General features: G+C 61.2%; 17 protein-coding genes. 11 read left to right on the top strand and 6 right to left on the bottom strand.

The window, feature by feature from the left end; translation table 11 throughout:
- The first annotated feature begins 207 nt into the window (after window positions 1-207).
- Window positions 208-1,452, top strand: coding sequence for an MFS transporter (locus K0H48_RS18960; protein ID WP_219268672.1), 1,245 nt, complete (start codon window positions 208-210; stop codon window positions 1,450-1,452).
- Here the strand turns inward: K0H48_RS18960 and K0H48_RS18955 are convergent.
- Window positions 1,427-2,293, bottom strand: coding sequence for a DNA/RNA non-specific endonuclease (locus K0H48_RS18955; RefSeq protein ID WP_219268671.1), 867 nt, complete (start codon window positions 2,291-2,293; stop codon window positions 1,427-1,429). The two genes, K0H48_RS18960 and K0H48_RS18955, sit on opposite strands and share 26 nt — an antisense overlap.
- A gap of 47 nt (window positions 2,294-2,340) precedes the next feature.
- Window positions 2,341-2,964, bottom strand: a complete 624-nt coding sequence (locus K0H48_RS18950; protein WP_219268670.1) for a TetR/AcrR family transcriptional regulator — start codon at window positions 2,962-2,964, stop codon at window positions 2,341-2,343.
- A 135-nt stretch (window positions 2,965-3,099) separates the two neighbouring features.
- Between K0H48_RS18950 and K0H48_RS18945 the strand changes: the two genes are divergently transcribed.
- Entirely contained in the window at window positions 3,100-3,540 is a 441-nt protein-coding gene (locus tag K0H48_RS18945; protein WP_219268669.1) for a hotdog fold domain-containing protein, read from the top strand.
- A 3-nt stretch (window positions 3,541-3,543) separates the two neighbouring features.
- Here the strand turns inward: K0H48_RS18945 and K0H48_RS18940 are convergent, their stop codons facing one another.
- Complete coding sequence (locus K0H48_RS18940; protein WP_219268668.1) at window positions 3,544-4,761, bottom strand: MFS transporter; 1,218 nt, start codon at window positions 4,759-4,761, stop codon at window positions 3,544-3,546.
- 121 nt (window positions 4,762-4,882) lie between these two features.
- Between K0H48_RS18940 and K0H48_RS18935 the strand changes: the two genes are divergently transcribed.
- From K0H48_RS18935 to phnX, 5 genes are all read left to right on the top strand, one after another.
- Window positions 4,883-5,527, top strand: coding sequence for a TetR/AcrR family transcriptional regulator (locus K0H48_RS18935; RefSeq protein ID WP_219268667.1), 645 nt, complete (start codon window positions 4,883-4,885; stop codon window positions 5,525-5,527).
- 112 nt (window positions 5,528-5,639) lie between these two features.
- Window positions 5,640-6,731: an iron-containing alcohol dehydrogenase PsrA gene (psrA, locus tag K0H48_RS18930; RefSeq protein WP_219268666.1), complete on the top strand. Its 1,092-nt coding sequence runs from the start codon at window positions 5,640-5,642 to the stop codon at window positions 6,729-6,731.
- A 104-nt stretch (window positions 6,732-6,835) separates the two neighbouring features.
- On the top strand, window positions 6,836-8,131 hold the full coding sequence (locus K0H48_RS18925; protein WP_219268665.1) for an MFS transporter: 1,296 nt from the start codon (window positions 6,836-6,838) through the stop codon (window positions 8,129-8,131).
- A gap of 20 nt (window positions 8,132-8,151) precedes the next feature.
- A complete protein-coding gene (locus tag K0H48_RS18920; RefSeq protein WP_017137003.1) occupies window positions 8,152-9,024 on the top strand; it encodes a LysR substrate-binding domain-containing protein in 873 nt (290 codons plus the stop codon).
- An 89-nt stretch (window positions 9,025-9,113) separates the two neighbouring features.
- Entirely contained in the window at window positions 9,114-9,941 is an 828-nt protein-coding gene (gene phnX / locus K0H48_RS18915) for a phosphonoacetaldehyde hydrolase (protein WP_219268664.1), read from the top strand.
- 22 nt (window positions 9,942-9,963) lie between these two features.
- Here the strand turns inward: phnX and K0H48_RS18910 are convergent, their stop codons facing one another.
- The 3 genes from K0H48_RS18910 to K0H48_RS18900 all read right to left on the bottom strand — a co-directional run bounded on the left by K0H48_RS18910 (window position 9,964) and on the right by K0H48_RS18900 (window position 13,126).
- Complete coding sequence (locus K0H48_RS18910) at window positions 9,964-10,887, bottom strand: LysR family transcriptional regulator (protein WP_219268663.1); 924 nt, start codon at window positions 10,885-10,887, stop codon at window positions 9,964-9,966.
- A gap of 113 nt (window positions 10,888-11,000) precedes the next feature.
- Window positions 11,001-12,056 carry a D-isomer specific 2-hydroxyacid dehydrogenase family protein gene (locus K0H48_RS18905; RefSeq protein ID WP_219268662.1) on the bottom strand — a complete coding sequence of 352 codons (1,056 nt, stop codon included), beginning with the start codon at window positions 12,054-12,056 and terminating at the stop codon, window positions 11,001-11,003.
- A 173-nt stretch (window positions 12,057-12,229) separates the two neighbouring features.
- Window positions 12,230-13,126 carry a LysR family transcriptional regulator gene (locus K0H48_RS18900; protein WP_219268661.1) on the bottom strand — a complete coding sequence of 299 codons (897 nt, stop codon included), beginning with the start codon at window positions 13,124-13,126 and terminating at the stop codon, window positions 12,230-12,232.
- Window positions 13,127-13,248: 122 nt separating this feature from the next.
- Between K0H48_RS18900 and K0H48_RS18895 the strand changes: the two genes are divergently transcribed.
- The 4 genes from K0H48_RS18895 (at window position 13,249) to K0H48_RS18880 (ending at window position 18,483) form a co-directional block, all read left to right on the top strand.
- Window positions 13,249-13,914 carry an RraA family protein gene (locus K0H48_RS18895; RefSeq protein ID WP_219268660.1) on the top strand — a complete coding sequence of 222 codons (666 nt, stop codon included), beginning with the start codon at window positions 13,249-13,251 and terminating at the stop codon, window positions 13,912-13,914.
- 2 nt (window positions 13,915-13,916) lie between these two features.
- Window positions 13,917-15,125: a pyridoxal phosphate-dependent aminotransferase gene (locus K0H48_RS18890; RefSeq protein ID WP_219268659.1), complete on the top strand. Its 1,209-nt coding sequence runs from the start codon at window positions 13,917-13,919 to the stop codon at window positions 15,123-15,125.
- A gap of 94 nt (window positions 15,126-15,219) precedes the next feature.
- The gene (locus K0H48_RS18885; RefSeq protein WP_219268658.1) at window positions 15,220-16,500 is read left to right on the top strand and encodes a cation:dicarboxylase symporter family transporter; all 1,281 of its coding nucleotides are present in this window, start codon (window positions 15,220-15,222) and stop codon (window positions 16,498-16,500) included.
- A 120-nt stretch (window positions 16,501-16,620) separates the two neighbouring features.
- Window positions 16,621-18,483 carry a DUF3857 and transglutaminase domain-containing protein gene (locus tag K0H48_RS18880; protein ID WP_219268657.1) on the top strand — a complete coding sequence of 621 codons (1,863 nt, stop codon included), beginning with the start codon at window positions 16,621-16,623 and terminating at the stop codon, window positions 18,481-18,483.
- Window positions 18,484-18,616: the final 133 nt, after the last annotated feature.

Genomic DNA, 18,616 nt, shown 5'->3' with positions numbered 1-18,616 from the left:
AGAGTTTTATGGGATTCTTGAATGACCTGATTGAGGGCTCCCATGGCTGTCACCTCGCTGGACACAACCCCGCCCCGATCATCGAGGACCTGCAACACGGCATTATCGGTTGCCCCTTCATTGATTCGATTGGCGCTGACGTGTTGCCCGCGAATTGGCTCGGATGATCTGCGAAATTAACCAGCAACCGGGGACACAGAAAAGACCATGAGCTTTCTCGGCACATTCCGCTCGCTGCGCAGCCCCAACTACCGCATCTGGGCCGCCGGCGCGCTGGTATCGAACATCGGCACCTGGATGCAGCGCACGGCGCAGGACTGGCTGGTGCTCACCCAACTCACGCCGCACAACGCCGCCGCGGTGGGTATCGTCATGGCGCTGCAATTCGGCCCGCAGTTGCTGTTGCTGCCGTGGACCGGGTTCGCCGCCGACCATTACGACCAACGCAAGCTGCTGATCTTCACGCAAGCGGTGATGGGCCTGCTGGCGCTGACGCTGGGCGTGTTCACCATCACCGGCTTTGTGCAGCTGTGGCATGTGTATGTGTTCGGGTTTTTATCCGGCTGCGCCTCGGCCTTCGATGCGCCGGTGCGGCAGATTTTTGTGGCCGAACTGGTGGGCGAGAAAGACTTGTCGAACGCCATCGCGCTGAACTCCACCTCGTTCAATATGGCGCGCATGATCGGCCCGGCGGTGGCCGGCGTGACCATCGCTTCGGTCGGCACCGGCTGGGCGTTCCTGCTCAATGGCTCAAGCTTTTTTGCGGTGCTGGCGTCGCTGTTTTTCCTGCGGGTTACGGGCCAGAACAGCAAGGTGCGGGCATTGCGCACCAAAGGCAGCCTCACCGAAGGCATGCGCTATGTGTGGGCGCGGCCGGACCTTAAGGCGATCCTGCTGATGCTGTTTCTAATCGGCACCTTCGGCATGAACTTCCCGATTTTTATCTCGACCATGGCGGTCAGCGTGTTCCATGCCGACGCTCGCGGCTACGGCCTGCTGACCTCGACCCTGGCAATTGGCACCATCGCCGGCGCGCTGATTGCCGCCGGCAGTGAACGCCCGCAGTTCAAGTCACTGCTGACCGGCGCGGCGGTGTTCGGGTTTGGCTGCGTCCTTGCAGCATTGGCGCCCAATTACTGGATGTTCGCGATTGCGCTGGTGATCATCGGCGTCGGCGCCATGACGTTCAGCAACACCACTAACAGCCTGATGCAACTCACCACTGAACCTGCGATGCGCGGCCGGGTGATAGCCCTGCGCGTCGCGGTTGCCTTGGGCGGCACGCCGATCGGTGCGCCTATCGTCGGTTGGGTGGCCGATCACCTTGGCCCGCGTTGGGCGCTGGTGGTCGGCGCCGTGTCGGGCATTCTGGCGGTGGGCGTGGCGCTCTACACCATCAAGCGGCAGTTGGACCGGCCGAAGGTGGTCATGTCCGACCCACCGACCCCGTAACCGGCAAATTGCCCAGTAACTTAAGCCCGGTGCTCTTCACAAAGGTGTCGTAGTCCATTGGCTTCTGAATACGGGTTTCGGCGTTGGGCAGCACATAGGCCCAGGCGCGTTTCGACGAAGCGTCGTACACCAGCTTGAACAGGCGCGTCGGCACCCACACCTTGTTGTCGCCGATGGTGCTGTAGCCGGCATCAAACAACGGGCCGGTGAACACAAACACATTGCCGCCGGCACGTACGGCGAACTTGCGCACGTCGGCCTCGACCTTGCTCCAGATCTTGCGGTTGTTGGTGGGGTCTTGCGGCACCATGTTCGACAAGGCGAAGGACTGCGCCATGGCATTCGCGCTTGGCGCATCGGCGGCCGGGGATTGATGGCCGCGGTCCACCGCCGGGTGCTGGCTGCGGTAGTCGCTCAATTCGGCGCGGGCGCCTTTGGGGATGCGCGGGTCGGGATAAAACTGGTTGGTGCGTTCTTCACCCTTGGCGTCTTTCAACTGTGCAGCGTTCAAACGCTCGACCACCACCAAAGGCGTCTTGCTGGTTTGCGAGTAGAGCACCGCAAAGTGATCCGAACACAGCGCCATGGGTTTCATCGAGGCGGGTACGGTGGCCGTGTTGATCGGCGTGGCGCCAGGAAACAGGTCCGCGCAGCCGTCGAAAGAGAGCCGTTGTTCTTGACTGGAATAGAGACCGAGGGCCGCGCTTTGGCTGATGGAGCTTGAGCGCGAAGTATGTTCATGGGCGGGTGGTTTGATCAGGTCCAGCAGACCACGGGCCTGTGCGCCGGGCGAGAGCAGAACAAGCGCCGACAGGCCGACTGCAATAATGCGTAAGTGCATGTTTTATATCTTAAAGTGAGGGGCCTAATGGACCCTCACTTTAAACTTTAGTGCGACGCCTGACTGATCGAATTCCAGGCTGCCTGAGCCAGCAACTCGCGATACTCCCAAGGGCTCTTTTTGACCTTGGCTGACAGCCAGGCCCGCGAATAGCTTTCGGCCGCGCCGATGATCAGCGAAGGAATGAGTTCGGCGGGCAACTGACTGAAATGCTCCTTGCGCCCTTCTGCATTCATCCAGTCTTTTAACTGATGGTTACGCCGTTTATTGCGCTCAACCAGCTCGTCCTTGAACGGGCCGTTGGACACTGCAAAGCGGCTTTGGAACACGAACCGCGCCCACTCCGGCTGTGCCTGCACCCATTCAACGTAGCTGTACACCAGCGCCACGACGCCAGCCTGCGCAGTTTGCGCGTCCTGCAAATAACGCTCGCGCAAGGTGGCTTGGTCTTCAAGGGCGGCAAAAAACAATGCGGCCACCAGCCCCTCTTTACTGCCGAAATGATGGTAGATGGCGCCCACGCTGGTGTCGCAACGTGCGCGAATGGTTTCGATATTGGTCGCCTCGATCCCCGCCTCGTTAAAGCACGCCAGCGCTTCACGCAGGATGCTGCGCTTGAGGTCGCTGCGCCTGCCGGGGAAGGTACGCTCAATGAGGTCGATGGAGTGCATGCGAAGAGGCGCCAAATAAAAACAGTTTATAGGTTCATCGACCGCCAGAGAAAGCGTGGGTTGACGCGAATGGCATTTACAGAATATTGTTCTGTTACGGAATTTTATTCCGCAAACCACAAAAAGGAATACCCCATGAGCCAAGTACTCAGCATGTTCAACAGCGCCGGCCCCGCCGCTTTCAGCAAAATGGTCTGCCAGATGGCGCCGTATTTCAGCACCATCACCCCCGAATTCGTCGAACTGAGCCCCAACCGCGCGGTGGTCAACGTGCCGTTTTGCAAGGAAATCACCAACCACCTGGCCTCCGTGCACGCCATCGCGCTGTGCAACGCAGCCGAGCTGGCAGGCGGCACCATGACCGACGTTTCGATCCCGGCCGGTGCGCGCTGGATTCCCAAGGGCATGACCGTGGAATACCTGGCCAAGGCCAAATCAAATATCCGCGCCGTGGCGGATGGCAACGCGGTTGACTGGCAAACCGCCGGCGACAAGATCGTACCGGTGGATATTTTCGATGAGGGCGACATCAAGGTGTTCACCGCCCGCATCACCATGAATGTGAAGCTCGCTTAACGCCTAGTGACCCGCCACCGCAGGCCCATCGGCCGACCGCCGTCCCGGTTTAAAGCCATGGGCATGCGCCGCGCAGGCAATCACCAACGCCACCAGCAGCAACAGCGCCATTGCCCATGGGAATGAGGCGGCGCCCCACGTCTGCAGCAACACCCCGCCGACTACGCCGCTGGCCGCAATGGCGCTGTTCCACGCCACCACGTTCAGCGACAGCGCCACATCGGCGCCCTCTCCGGCGGCATCGGCCAACGCGGTTTGCAGCAGCGTTGCCGCACCACCAAAGCTCAGGCCCCACACGGCCACGCCGAGGTAGATCACCTGCGGCACGCTGCCCACAAAGCCGAACACCAGGGTGACCGCCGCAAACGTCACCAGACTTGCCAGCACGGTCTTGCGCAACAACGGCTCGACCAGCCTGGCCGTCAACCAGATCCCCAGCAGCGCGGCAATGCCGAACACCAGCAAGACTAGATCCACACGCTCACCCAAGCCTGCACGCGCCACAAACGGGGCAATGTAGGTGTACAGAATGTTGTGGGCCAGCATCCAACTGATCACCACCGCCAGCACCGGCCGCACGCCGGGCGTGGTCAGCACTTGGCCCAGGGACAGACGCTGGTGCGCGGGCTGCGGCGGATAGTCCGGGACTTTCACCAGCACCCACACAATCAGCACCAGCGTCAGTACCGACATCAGACCGAACGTGGTACGCCAGCCCACCAGGCCGCCCAGCCACGTGCCCAGGGGCACACCCAGCGACAGCGCAATCGGCGTACCCACCATGGCCAGTGCCAGTGCCCTGCCCTGTTGATGCGGCGCAACCATGCGCCGGGCATAACCGGCCAGCAGGCTCCAGGCCAGCCCTGCCGCCACGCCGGCAAAGAAGCGCGCCACCAGGGTCACGCCGTAATGGGACGACAGCGCAGTAATGGAGTTAAACAGCAGAAAGCCGACGATGGTCAGCAGCAACACATTGCGCCGCCGCCAGCCACGGGTGGCAATGGTCATGGGGATCACCGCCAGCACCGAACCCAGCGCATAGGCCGTGACCATCTGCCCGGCCATCGACGGCGAAATCGCCAGACCGTCGCTGATCAACGGCAACAGCCCGGCAGGCAGGGTTTCGGTGACGATGCAGATAAAGCCGGTCATGGCCAGGGCGAGCAAAGCGCCAATCGGCAGACGGTCGGATGACGCGGATAGGCTGAGTGAGGGTGTCACGGGAGACTCCTTGGGAAGACTTAAATACTGATCGATACAAATGTTGCGTGCGCACCTACCTCGTTGTCAATGACTTATGTATCGACTAGTATTTATCTCGCTTACCCAGAGGATTCCCGACATGGCACAAATGGGCCGCCCGCGTAATTTCGACCGAGACCAGGCCGTAGAACAGGCCATGCACCTGTTCTGGCAGCACGGTTACGACGCCACCTCCCTCGCCCAGCTCAAAGCCGGGTTGGGTGGTGGTATCTCTGCGCCGAGTTTTTATGCGGCATTCGGCTCCAAAGAAGCACTGTTCGATGAGTGCGTACAGCGTTATCTGGCCACCTATGCCCAGGTCACCGAGTGCTTGTGGGATGAGGCTTTGCCGCCACGCAAGGCCATCGAAACCGCGCTGCGCCAGTCAGCGCGCATGCAGTGTGAAGACGGGCACCCCAAGGGCTGCATGGTGGCGCTGGGCGTGATGAGCGCACCCAGCCCGGAGAATGCGCGGGTCGCGGACGCACTCACGCAATCACGCGTGCGCACCCGTGCGGGCATTGTGGCCTGCATTGAGCGCGGGATAGGTCTTGGGCAATTGCCGGACACCACGCACGCGGCGTCGATGGCGACGGTATTTGACAGTTTCTTGCAGGGCGTTTCGATCCTGGCGCGCGATAACGTACCGCATGCGGCTATCGACGCGGCGATCAGTCAACTACTGCTGGTATGGGATGTTGCAGCGTCAACCGTCGCACCGCGCGCGCACATCAATCGCGGCTGAACCGGCCTGTTATCGGTCCAGCCGATGCACACCCGCGAATTATCGATTTGAGCCTTTGTTGAAGCGCCCCGACTATGGGGCCACTTCCAACAATAAAAACAAAGGACTCGCCATGACTGCCCGATTTCACAATCCAGTAGACACGCGTTTCGGCTGCGGCAGCCTGCTCGAGCTTGCCGACATCACCCAAGGCCAGACCGTGGCGCTGGTGACCTTTCCCGAAGCACGCGGGCTGGGGCTGGTGGAACGCATCCAGGACCTGCTCGGCGACCGCCTGGTGTACCTCATCGAAGACGTGCAACCCAACCCTGACGTGGCGCAACTGCGCGATACCTATGAACGTTTCTGGCAGGCAGCCGGCGACTGTGATGTGGTGATTGCCGTAGGCGGCGGCAGCGCGATCGACACGGCCAAAGCGCTGATTGTGGGCACCGAGTCCGGCCGTTTCGATGAGTTGCTGGCGTTGCTGGCCACCGGCAAACCCTTTGTGCCAGCGCGCAGCAAAGTGTTGATCGCCGCGCCCACCACGGCGGGAACCGGCAGTGAAGTCACGCCCTGGGCGACCATTTGGGACTCGGCGAGCCTGAAAAAGTACTCGCTGCACCTGGAGTGCACCTGGCCGAAGGTGGCGATCATCGACCCGCAATTGATGCTGACCGTGCCCGCCGGCGTCACCGTCTCCACCGGGCTGGACGCCTTGTCCCATGCGTTGGAAGCGGTATGGAACATCAATGCCAACCCCGTCTCGGATACGTTCGCCATCTCGGCCATCGAAGACATCCTCGAATGCCTGCCATTGCTGCGCCGCGATCTGACCAATCAGGAACTGCGCTCGCGCATGGCGTTGGCGGCCCTTAAAGCCGGGTTGGCGTTCTCCAACACCAAGACCGCCCTCGCCCACTCCATCTCCTACGAGATGACTCTGCACTACGGCCTGCCGCATGGCATTGCCTGCTCGTTCACGCTGCCGCTGGTGCTGGGCCTGGCCTGGGGCCGCAATGCAGCGCGTGACCGAACCCTTCAGCGCATTTTCGGCAGCGACTTGCAGCAGGCCCAACACAGGCTGCTCGACTTTCTGCACAGCCTTGAGGTGAAGACGGAGTTTGCCGACTACGGTGTAACAGCCTCCCAGGCCGACGCCATGATCAACTTCGCGCTGCAAGGCGCACGCGGCAAAAATTTCATCGGTGCCCACGCCGACTGAAGCAAGCCGTTCACCCCTGTAGCGACGATTTCCTGCCGCACCTCGCAAGAGTGCGCCCACCGACACCACTCGGTGGGAACCAACAATAAAAAAAGGAAAAGATCATGAACCGTGCCCAAGCCTTGCCTGGCCTTACCCTGAAAACCGCTTCGTTTCGAGTCGCCCAATGGCGAATGCTGCTGGCAGCGATGTTCTGCTACCTGTTTTTCTACACTGGCCGGCAAACCTTCGGTTTTGCCATCCCAGGCATCCAAGCCGAGTTCGGCTTGACCAAGGAAACCCTCGGCTGGGCCTCTGCGGCCATGCTGTGGGCCTACGCCATCGGCCAGGCCATCAACGGCAACCTTGCCGATAAGTTTGGCGGGCGGCGCATCATGACCCTCGGCGCGGTGCTGTCGTGCGCCGCCAACTGGGTGACCAGCTTTGCCGGCGGTTTTGCCAGCCTGATCCTGCCCTGGGGCCTCAATGGCTACTTTCAGGCCTTGGGCTGGGCGCCGGGCAGCCGGCTGATCTCCAACTGGTGGAGCGCGGGCGAACGCGGCAAGGTCTACGGCTTTTATGTCTTCGCCGCCGGTTGCGCGTCGATCCTGTCCTACGTCACCTCGATTATCGTGCTCGAAGTGCTGCAACTGGAATGGCGCTGGATCTTCCGCCTACCGGTGCTGCTGATGCTCGCCGGCGGCATCATCTTTTACCTGGTGGCCCGCGAACGCCCACAGGACATGGGTTTCGAAGCCCTTGCCGATACCGGCGTGGCCAATGCCGAAGACAAGAACCATGAGGTGGCGCACGGCGCCGTCGAAAGCTCGTTGCAGCGCTACAAGGCGGTACTGAAAAATGCCCGCCTGATTATCGCGGCCGTGTCCCTTGGGTTTCAGAACGCTGCACGCTACGGCTTGATCGTGTGGGTGCCGGTGCACTTTCTGGGCGCCAACTGGAAAAGCGGCGACAGCCTGGTCGACCCCAAGTGGATCACCGTCGCGTTGCCCGTTGGCATGGCCATCGGCGCCCTTAGCAATGGTTGGGTGTCGGACAAGCTGTTCGGCTCAAAACGCTACCTGGCGATCATGCTGTACATGGTCCTCGGTGCGGCCACCAGCCTGTGGATGTGGAGCTTGCCGCCGCACAGTGCCATCGGCCTGGTCGCGTTGTTTCTGTGTGGCTTTTTCGTCTATGGGCCGGCGTCGAGTTTCTGGGCGCTGTGCCCGGACCTGGTCGGGGCCAAGCGCGCCGGGACCGCGACCGGTGTGATGAATTTCTCGTCCTATCTGTTTGCCGGGCTGGCGGAACCGCTGATCGGCAGTATGCTCGACAGTACCGGCAACACGTCGCTGATCTTTCTGGTGGTGACGACTGCCTGCCTGAGCAGCGCGGTGGTCGCACTGTTCATCAGACGCTGAGCCAGCCACAGGACCTTTGCATGTACCAGTACCACAAGTGGCTGCGCTCCTTTCATGCGGTGGCGAAGACCGGCAGCTTCACCCTCGCTGCCGAATTCCTGAGTGTTGGCCAGCCGACCGTCAGCGAACAGGTGAATGCCCTGGAAAGGAAGTTCTCCGTTGAGTTGTTCCACCGGCGCGGGCGTTTTGTCGAAATGAGCGCCGCTGGCCATCAACTGTATGCGATCACCCAGGGGCTGTTCGGGCAAGAGGATGAAGCCGTGCAATTGCTGCAGAGTTTCAAGCAACGCAAGCTCGGGATGTTGCGCCTGGGTGCGGTGTCGCCGCCGATTGCGATGAACCTGACGTATGAGCTGATGCAACGTCACCCGGACATCGAGCTGGAAACCTCTTTTTCACCCGAAAAGGAAACCCTGGACCGGCTGTTCAATTTTGATATCGATGTGGCGATCCTGGCGCTGTCCGAATTCGACCAGCGCTTCGACACGCAGCTTTACCACCGTTACCCGATCATCGCCGTGGTGCGCAACGACCATCCCTGGGCCAGCCAGAAGGAGGTGCATGTGGAGCAGATCAGTCAGGAAAAATGGGTGATGCGTGAAAAAAGCTCGCGCACACGCCAACTGGTGGAAGAAAGCTGCACACGCCTGGGTGTCTCGCTCAACTGTGTGATGCAACTCAACAGCCGCGAAGCCATCGTGCATGCGATCGCCAAGGGCATCGGCATCGGTTTTGTATCGGCGGTCGAATACGCCGAAACACCCGGCACGACCCCGATTACCTTTGTAAATCACCCGTTTTCCATCGACTACCACCTGTGTTGCCTGGGCATTCGACGCAATCGGCCAATGATCGCCGAACTGTTCGACTCAAGCCCCACGCCGACCACCTGAATACCCCACACGCTTGACCCCTGAACTGGCCGCCTACCTCTCGCACGCGAAAGGGACGGCCTCCCTGTACCCGCAACTGGAGATTGACCATGCATTACCAACAACCGACCCAACTGCAAGCTGTCGTCCTCGACTGGGCAGGCACCGTGGTGGATTTCGGCTCGTTTGCCCCCACCCAGATTTTCGTCGAAGCCTTTGCCGAGTTTGGCGTGGCAGTGTCACTGGAGGAGGCGCGCGGCCCCATGGGCATGGGCAAGTGGGACCACATCCGCACGCTGTGCAACCAGGCGCAAATTGCCGAACGCTACCGCGCCGTGTTTGATCGCCTGCCCACCGATGAGGACGTCACCGCGCTGTATGAGCGCTTCATGCCCCTGCAAATCGAAAAGATTGCACTGCATTCGGCGGTGATCCCCGGTGCCCTGGACGCCATTGCAGCCCTGCGCAGCAAAGGCCTCAAAATCGGCTCGTGCTCGGGCTACCCGGCAGTGGTCATGGCCAAAGTCGTAGAGCTGGCACGCCAGAACGGCTACATCGCCGACCATGTGGTGGCCACCGACGAAGTGCCCAATGGCCGCCCGTACCCGGCGCAGGCATTGGCGAATGTGATCGCGCTGGGCATCAGCGACGTGGCGGCATGCGTCAAGGTGGATGACACCTGGCCCGGTATTCTCGAAGGGCGCAGCGCAGGCATGTGGACAGTGGCACTGACATGCTCCGGCAATGCCCTGGGCCTGACCTACGAGCAGTTCAAGGCGCTGCCGGCGCACAAGCTCGCCGACGAACGTACTCGCATCGGCCAGCTGTTCGAAGGCGCCCGCCCGCATTACCTGATCGACACCATCGTCGATCTGGCGGCGGTGGTTGAAGACATCAACGCTCGCCTGGCACGCGGGGAAACACCCCAAGGCGTCTGACCGGATCGGGGCACGCCTGCCGTCAAAGCGTGCCCCATTCGTCCCGACACGCCAGTAAAAAATCCACAAACGCTCGCACCCTATGCGGCACATAGCGCCCATGGGGATACAGCAAGGTGAAGGGCCGCGAGCGCCCGCCAAACGGCTTGAGCACTTCAACCAGGCTGCCGTCGGCCAACTCACGCTCAACGATAAACTTGTAGGTCTGAAACAGCCCCGCGCCGTGTTTGGCCAGGGTTATACCGCCCAGCACGTCATGGGCAATGCTGTAACCGGCCTCCCCGGCAAACTCCTGCTCCTGGCCTTGCACCTGGAACAACCACGAAATGCGCCGGCCATTGCTGGGCAACTCAAACTGAATGCACTCGTGCACAGGCAAGTCGTCCAACGTCTGCGGCGTACCGACGCGCTGCAAGTAAGCCGGTGCGGCGACAACCACCAACTCGGCATCTTCCAGCCGCCGCGCAATCAGCGATGAGTCCGGCTGGGCGCGCACGCGAATGGCCAAGTCATAGCCTTCGGCAACGAAGTCGATATTGCGGTTGCTGATATGAATGTCCACGGTCACTTGCGGGTACTGCGCACGGAACCTGGGCAGCAGCGGCAGCAAGCGGTGATGCGCGTAGGTGGTTGGCACACTGATGCGCAAGCGCCCGGACGGCACCGCCTGCGCACCCATCACTTCCTGCTGGGCCTCCACCAGTTGCGTCAGCGCCTGGCGGCATTGCTCGAAAAACGTGCGGCCGCTGTCGGTGAGACGAATGCTGCGCGTGGTGCGCACAAACAAGCGCGACCCCAGGCGTTCTTCCAGGCGCGAAATACTGCGGCTGACGGCGGCCGGGGTAACGCCTGCGGCCTGCGCAGCAGCGGTAAAGCTGCCGGCTTCGGCAGCGAGGCAGAACAGCTCGATGCTGCCCAGCTGCAAATCTTCGAAATGGCGTTTCATGATTGATTACATCGGCTCAGCTCACTATCCGACGTCATACTTACCAGCCTCTTGCCCTTTAATACAGCGTGCCGGGCGAGAATGAGTTATCAGTCTTCCTTGTGTCCGGTAGGTTAACGCACGATGGCGGCGGCACTGAATGCGTGGATCTTGTCGACGATCTGGCGTGAGGCCGTCCGAATTGCCGTGGTGGTATTGCCGGCAATGTGCGGCGTCAATTGCGCATTGGTAATCGCGGTCAATGGCGAGTCGAAGCGGTCTTTCTCCAGGGCAAAGGTATCGATGGCCACCGCTTTGATATGGCTGGGAAACTCGCCCATGAAGGCGGCCAGTTGGTGTTCGTCGACGATCCCTCCGCGCGCGGTATTGATGAGGATTGAGCCCTGGCGCATCTGCCGGAATTCGGCAGTGCCGAACAAGCCTCGGGTCTGCGGCGTGAGCGGTACGTGGATCGATACGATGTCCGCCTCGGCCAGTAACGGTTCAAGACCCGCCCGTCGTTCAAGCCCAAGGCTGCGCGCCACCGGTTCGGTAAAGCGTTCGGACCCGGTAGCGATCACCTTGATGCCCAGCGCCGCAGCCTTGCGCGCCACCTGTCGGGCAATGCTGCCGGTGCCCACCAGCCCAAGCGTGAGTTCGGCGTATTCGCAGGCAGGTGCCAAGGTGCCTTTTGCCCAATGGCCGTTGTGCGTTTCGGCGTTGTAGGCATCCAGATCGCGCGACAGATACAGCGCCTGGGCCACGACGTATTCGGCAACAGCGGCCGCGTTGGAGCCCGGCGTGTTGAGGATCGCCACGCCACACTGCTCGCACGCCAGCCGATCAATATGATTGACCCCTGTGCCAGCCTGGGCAATGGCGCGCAGTGGCGTGGTCAATACCGGCGAGGTGGCAGCGCGGATCAGGCCGGCGCCCAAGGGGATGTTCAGGCGCGTCTTGAACACGCTGTAGCCCCCGGCCTGACTCACGGCGGCAATAAAGCCAGGCTCGTCATGGCAGTTGATCTCGGCATAGTGAATGCGCGTGCCGTAGTGCTGCCGAATGCGCGCTTTGTCTGCGAAATAATGCAGGTTGAGGGTGACGCCCAGGCCCAGTTCAAGAAAGCGATCGACCTCCTCAAACAATAACGGCGGCCCGGGGGCATCCAGTATCAGGGTGGTAAATGCCATACCGTTGATCCTCTTGGAGGGTAGTACCTGCCGATACCCAGGTTGCCCTGGGGATTTTGATCGTTCCCACGCTCCGCGTGGGAATGCCGCCCCGCACGCTCTGCGTCCAGCACTTGAAAGCGTGACGCGGAGCGTCACCGGATGCATTCCCACGCAGAGCGTGGGAACGATCATCACAGCAGTAACCGCGAAAAATCGCAGCATTGTTGCGCCATCTGCGCCACGTCCTGGTTCAAACCGAACTGCCGGTCCACCCGGTGCAACGCCACGTACTGGATGCGCGGCAGTTCGGGCTCGGTGACCAGCGCCCGCAGTGCGCCTTGTTCGATCAAGTGCGACAAGCACGCCCTGGGCAGGTAACTCACGCCAATCCCCGACAGCGCCAACCCCACCTGCACCAACAGGTTGTGGCTCGACAGCGTGCGGGGCATCTGCACGTTGTGCGCGGCCAGCCAACGCTCGTAGATCAACCCGGTGCCCGACTGCGCGCCCTGGGTGAGCACGGTGTAGTTGGCCAGGGCCTCAAGGCTTACCGGGTCGGCATCGGGGATCAGGCCGGGCGCGCAGATCCAGGCGTTTTCCACGCTTTGCAGCGCGGTGCTGTGAAAGCGCGGGTCGCTGAACACGTCGGGCACGATCACCAGGTCAAGCTGGTCGCTTTCGAGCTTGCGGAACAGCTCGCTGCTCAGTTCCACCGAAGGCTCGATCTGCACCTTGGGGTAAGCCTGGCGCAAGGCTTCGACCAGTGCCGGTAACCAGGTCAGCGCGGTCAACTCGGTAACGCCGAGGCGAAACCTGCGCACCAGCACTTCACGAGCGCTGACCCGTTCGAGCAGTTGGTCGCGGCCCTTGAGCAGGTCGCGGGCATAGTCGAGCAGCTCGCCGCCCTTTTCGGTCAGCCGCGCATTGCGTTTGCTGCGGTCGAAAATCTCCACATCAAAGGTGTCTTCCAGCTCCTGGATGCGCTTGGAGATCGCCGACTGAGACATGTTCAGCTTGTTGGCCGCCGCTTCAAAACTGCCCAGTTCAGCGATCCAGTACAGCGCGTCGATTTGCTTGAAGGTGATCATGGCGGCTAACTCATGAGAAAAATCGATGCTATCACATTATAAAATATCGCTAAAACTGTCCGTTTATCACTCCTAAGATCCGGCCATAGCCCTTCGCTATCTGACGACTCTGGAGATTTGCCATGTCCTTGCCCGGTTCACGCATCCTTCCCAACGCCCCGATGGCCCCGGCCGAGTTGGTCGAAGCTTTTGCCCATGTGGTCACGCCGCATATCAGCGACAACCTCGGCCGCCATATCGGCGCCCGAGGGCTGACGCGTTATAACCGCAGCGGCAAGCTGGTGGGCACGGCGATCACGGTCAAGACCCGGCCCGGCGACAACCTGCTGATCTACAAGGCCATGAGCATGATGCAGCCCGGCCATGTGCTGGTGGTGGACGGCCAGGGCGACACCAATAACGCGGTGATCGGCGAGCTGATCAAGCTCTACGCCCAGCAACGTGGTTGCGTGGGTTTTGTGGTCGACGGCGCGATTCGTGATATCGCCAGCTTTGACAGCACGCCCTGCTACGCCCGCACCGTCGTACACACCGGGCCTTACAAAACCGGGCCTGGCGAGGTGAATGTGCCGGTGTCCATCGGCGGCATGCTGATCAACCCCGGCGACTTGCTGGTGGGAGATGAAGACGGGCTGGTGGCGTTTTCCCAGGCTGACGCAGCCGAAGTGCTGCGCCGTGCCGGGCAACATGCCGAACATGAAGAAGCGGTCAAGGCCGAAATCGCCACGGGCGCGGTGCGCCAGAGCTGGATCGACAAAGTGCTGGCGAACGCCGGCTTGGCGGATTGAACATGAGCACAGCCTTTCTTTCCGAGCGCGTACTCGGCATTGCGCCGTCGCCGAGTGTGGCCGCCAATGCCTTGGTGACTGAACTGCGCGCCCAGGGCCGCTATATCGTCAACTTCACTGTGGGCGAGCCGGACTTCGATACCCCGGCGCATATCCTCCACGCCGCCCGCCTGGCGATGGAGAGCGGCGACACCCATTACACCGCCACCACCGGCACCCTCGCCCTGCGCCAGGCCATTTGCCTTAAGCTTTCCCGCGACAACGACCTGGCCTATGGCCTGGACGAAGTCGTCGCCGGCTGCGGCGGCAAGCACATCATTTATCACGCGCTGGCCGCCACGTTGAACCGTGGCGATGAGGTCATCGTGCACACGCCGTATTGGGTGTCCTACCCGGACATTGCACGGCTCAATGACGCTACACCAGTGATCATTCCCGGCGATGAAAACCAAGGCTTCAAATTGTCGCCCGAGGCGCTGGAACAGGCGATCACCCCGCGCACCAAATGGGTGATTCTAAACAGCCCCAACAACCCCAGCGGCGCGGTTTACAGCGAAGCCGAACTGCTGGCGTTGGCCGAGGTGTTGCATGCGCATCCGCATGTGCTGGTGATGGCCGATGAGATCTACGAGCACTTTGTGTATGGCAATGCCCGCCACGTGCCGCTGACGCGCCTGGCGCCGGACCTGAAGCCGCGCACCCTGATCATCAACGGCGCTTCCAAAGGCTACGCGATGACCGGCTGGCGCTTGGGTTTTGGCGCAGGGCCGGCGTGGTTGATCGCGGCCATCGGCAAGTTGCTGTCACAAACCACCACCTGCCCCAGCTCCTTGAGCCAGGCCGCTGCGGTGGCGGCCTTTGCCGGTGAGCAGGCCCCCATCAGCGCCATGCGCGAGGAATACGTGCGCCGCCGTGCACTGATGCTGGACCGCTTGGCGGGCATTCCCGGCTTGAGCGTGACCCCGCCGGACGGCGCGTTCTATGTGTTCGCCAATGTCAGCGGGCTGATGGGCAAGCTCACGCCACAAGGGGAAACCCTGGAGAGCGACACCCAATTGGTGGAGTACTTGCTGCGCGATTACGGCCTGGCCACAGTCAGCGGCGCGGCGTACGGCATGTCGCCCTATGTACGCCTGTCCTTCGCAAGCGCGCCAGACGTTATCGAAGAAGGTTGCCGTCGCCTCCAGGACGCGTGCCACGACCTGCGCTGAGCCCAACGCTGCACCCGGCGGCCAATGGATGGCCGCTGTTTTGACTGCCTAGAACAACAACTTAAAAATCATTGATCGCAAATGAGGCATTCCCATGCACACGCCCCGCATCGCGCTGGTCTGGCAAATCATGATCGGCTTGCTCGCCGGCATCGCCATTGGTGCCCTGTTGCACCGTTTTCCCGAATCCCGGCCGTGGCTGGTGGACAATATTCTGCAACCGGCAGGCGACATTTTTATCAAGCTGATGAAGATGATCGTCGTGCCTATCGTGTTCTCTTGCATGGTGGTGGGCATCGCCGGGCACGGCGACGGCAAGGCCCTGGGCCGTATCGGGGTCAAAGCCCTGAGCTATTTTTTCTGCATCACCACCCTGGCGATCATCGTCGGGCTGGTGTTGGGCAACCTGCTCAAACCCGGCGCCGGCACTGAACTGGCCAGCCTGCATGCGGCGACTGTCACCCTACCTACCAGCGGCGGCGGCGGCCACAGCCTGGGGCAGATCATCGTCGGCATCATCCCCGATAACGTGATCAGCGCCATGGCCCAGGGCAGTCTGTTGTCGGTGCTGTTTTTTGCGGTGATGTTCGGCCTTGCGGTGTCGCGCCTGCCCGCCGAACGCAAAGACCCGGTGATTGCGCTGATGCGTGGCCTCTCGGATGCGATGTTCAAACTGACCTCGATGATCATGGCCTACGCGCCCATCGGCGTGTTCGGCATGATCGCCGTCACCGTGGCCAACTTCGGTTTCAGCGCACTGCTGCCGTTGGCCAAGCTAATCATGGTCAGCTATGTGTCCATCGTGTTTTTCGTGCTGGTGGTGCTCAACCTGATCGCGCGGTTGTGCGGGATCAATCTGTTTGCCTTGATGCGGCATATCAAGGATGAACTGGTGCTGGCCTTCTCCACCGCCAGCTCGGCAGCGGTGATGCCGCAACTGATGAAGAAGCTCGAAACCTATGGCGTGCCGCCGTCGCTGGTGAGCTTTGTGGTGCCGGTGGGTTACTCGTTCAACCTCGACGGCGCCTCGCTGTTCCTTGGCATCGGCACGTTGTTTGTGGCGCAGTTGTATGGCATCGACCTGAGTCTGTCCGACCAGGCCTTGCTGGTGGTGACCATGGTGCTCACCTCCAAAGGGGCTGCGGGCGTGCCGGGGTTTATGTTTGTGATCCTCTCCGCCACCTTGGGCAGTGCCGGGTTGCCACTGGAGGGCGTGGCGATTATCGCGGGGGTTTATCGCTTGATGGAAATGCCGACCACCGCGCTGAATGTGCTGGGCAATGCGTTGGCGCCGTTGGTGATTGCCAAGTGGGAGCAGCGTGAGGCCAAACCGGCTTTACAGGTGGATGCCAAGGACCTTTCCACACCTATCTAGTCAACAAATAAACAGCAGGCCAATCGCCGCCTCTATATAGTAACGCTTCGCATTTAGCGATTTACCAAGGAGCGCGCACCCTTGCTCACAAGGTGCGCGTCATCGCTCAGAAGGATCTTTATGCAAAGCGTTACTCTCCTCCCGACGCGCCTGTTCGGCGCACTGGCGGTGGTCACCTGCCTGCTCTTGACGGCGCAGGCCCGTGCCGATTACACCGACCTATCCCTGACCCATGAAAAAAATATCCAGACCTACGTAGTGAATGCCGACGGCAGCTTCGTACTCGACGTCGAACAGGTGTCGCTGATCAAAGAAGAACGTGCGATCAAACCCAACGCCCAGCACTCGGTGAGCTACAACCGCACGCTGGAAACCCTGGAAATCGTTGACGCCTACACCTTGAAACCCGATGGGCGCAAAGTCGTGGTGTCGGCCGACCAGATCAAGGAGCAGCAAGAGCAAGCCTCGGCAGAGGCGCCAATGTTCCGCGACTCGCGAGTCAAAGTGGTGATATTCCCCGAGCTGCAAGTGGGTGATCGTATGGTCCTGCACTACCAGCGCCATCGCAACACGCCGCTGTTCCCAGGGCAGTTCGAAGATGTGTTCTCACCGGACTTCTACCGCAACGAGGAGGTGCGATTCAGCTACGACATGCCCGCCGCGATGCCGCTGCACGCAGACGCCCGTGGGTTCAAGGCGTCCACCCCCGTCACGGCCAACGGGCGTACGGTGTACCGCTGGGACTTGCAGCCTGCCGAGAAAAATCGCGTAGAAGCAAGCTCCGTCGCCTACAGCGATTACGGGCAACTCCTGGCCGTGTCGACCTTCAGCGACTACAAACAATTTGCCCAGGCTTACGCCACCCGCGCACACGTCGATGTGACCCCGGCCATTACCCAATTGGCCAAGGAACTCACCGCCCATCTCGACACGCCCCGCGCCAAAGCCCTGGTGCTGAGTGACTGGGTGCGCAAGAACATTCGCTACGTAGCGGTTTACGTCGGTGCCGGCGGAGTAGTGCCACATGCGGCGCAGGCGGTACTGGACAACCGCTACGGCGACTGCAAAGACCATGTCGCTCTGCTGGAAGCGTTGCTCCAGGCTGCAGCCATCGAAAGCTCACCCGCACTGATCAACTTCGGCAACGCCTACGAACTGCCGAAGGTGCCGACCCTGGGTATCCTCAACCACGTGATCACCTATGTTCCCAGCCTCGACCTGTACCTGGATTCGACAGCCACACCCATTGCGGCGGGTTACCTGCCCGTTGAGGAATTGGACAAGCCGGTAGTGTTGGCCCAGACCGGTGAACGCGGGCATACCCCCAACAGCCAACAGGGCAGCGTGGCCTCGACCCTGTCGTTCAAGGTCAACGCTAAAGGCGCAGCCGAGTTCTTCCACGAATCCACTGTGCAAGGCTGGGGTACCGAACTCACGCGCTTTATCATCAAGGCCATGCAGCCGGCCGATCGTGATCAATTGGTACAGCAAATCCTGAGTACGTACGGGCAATCCGGCAGCGGCGTAATCGAACACGACTCGCTGGAAGGCAATGCGAACACCTTCAAGTCGACGGTAAAAGGCCATACCGACAACATGGTGAACCTGCCCGGCCCGACCGGCGTTCCCACCCTCTCGAGCCTGGCAGGAGGGATTGCCCACAATGTGTTTTCGTTCATCGCGGAAAACGAGCGCACCCAGGCCTTTACCTGCCTATCGGGTGAAGTCTCAGAGGTGGCGCGGATGGAGTTTCCCGGCAAGGTGAAGGTGCTGGCAGTGCCCAAGGCGGTCTCCCTGAAACAGACTGGCTTCGACTACCGCTCCACCTATGTGAAAAAAGCCAACACGGTGCTGATCACGCGCCACTATACCTTCACCAAGCCGGACGCCCTGTGTTCCCCGGAAGATTTCGCGGCGATGAGGCCGGCGATTGAAGGTATGGTCAATGATTTGAAAAGCCAGATCATTGTGCAGGCGATGTAACCTCCTGAGCGCTAGGAACGGCGCTGCCTGCCAGTGGGCGAGCGTGAACGACGAACGCCGTCACTTGTGGCGAGCAGGCTCGCCCTGCGTTGGGCTGCGCAGCGGCCCCTGCTCCTTCTAGCTGTCTCACCGC

This window comes from Pseudomonas sp. Xaverov 259 (assembly GCF_019352915.1).
GTDB lineage: Bacteria > Pseudomonadota > Gammaproteobacteria > Pseudomonadales > Pseudomonadaceae > Aquipseudomonas.
Note: the sequence above shows the minus strand (reverse complement) of the source record. Positions and strands in the feature narration are given on the sequence as shown.